A 1,021-nucleotide genomic window follows, 5' to 3' on the forward strand; every position below is an offset into this window, starting at 1 on the left:
GGTGCCGAAGGCCGGACTCGCACATCACTACTATCCTCATGATCTTAAGACATTAAAAATTACCACAATGGGTATGATACCATCATTGATACCATCACGCGCACCTGTTTACTATAATCCACCAGGTTCAAACCAAGTATCAAGGTCAATTTTCATCAAGTATGCACTTTTTGAAACGATCTTAGTAAAATCGCAATGGGTTAGTGCCCCCTGCCATAAAGATAGGAGCTTCATTTTCACATATAATTCTACCTGCCATGATTATAGCCTAACATTGAAGCCCTCTTACACTTAAAATCGTTTACACTGCACACAACAAATATTATTCTATCTAAATATTCAAACATATTTACTAAGATAAAGGATGTACATGAAATTAACTGACAGAATATTCGTAAAGTTCTTTTATAAAAAAATAAAAATAATAATTCAGCGTTCGTACAAGAAAGGATATTCTCAGGGGAAAGATAAGGGTTATCGTAAAGGTCATGATGATGGTGTGTTAAAATATCACATTCGTCGCGAAATCGATACGTTCTCGATGTCCGCTATTGACAACTCGATTTATGGACCAGAAAATATTGGCGTTACGAGAGAATTAGAGCAACTCATGATTGAAAAAGTAAGAGTTGCAACTAAAGCTGGAATTATAAGTTCACCTTCCCCCTCTCAGTGGGAAATGATTTTTTCAGATCATCCAGCCACTTGCGTTGTTGCTGGTGCTGGCTCAGGTAAATCAACAACACTAATTCTTCGCGTAGTGTTTATGCATTTTTATTTAAAGATTCCATTAAATAAAATTACAGTAATATCATTTACAAAAAAATCATGTGAGGAGTTAAGTGAAAAGTTAAATAAAGTATTTACTTTTTGGGATGAAGGGCATGATAAAGAATCTGTTAATTCACTCGTCAGCACATTCCACTCTCTTATATATAGGTTTTCATTGAACTCAATGCCAGGAATAAGTGTTTTCGATTTTTTAGGCGAACATAAAAATGAGAATGAGTCTGCCTTGGAA

The 1,021-nt window shown here is 35.2% G+C and carries 1 protein-coding gene; it reads left to right on the forward strand.

Annotation, left to right across the window (positions count from 1 at the left end; all coding sequences use genetic code 11):
* Window positions 1-370 precede the first annotated feature (370 nt).
* Window positions 371-1,021 (forward strand): UvrD-helicase domain-containing protein (locus tag IM273_RS22075; protein ID WP_193055646.1); only part of this gene is annotated, 651 nt, incomplete at its 3' end.

It is taken from the genome of Enterobacter cloacae complex sp. P13B, assembly GCF_014895915.1.
Taxonomy (GTDB): Bacteria; Pseudomonadota; Gammaproteobacteria; order Enterobacterales; family Enterobacteriaceae; genus Enterobacter; species Enterobacter bugandensis.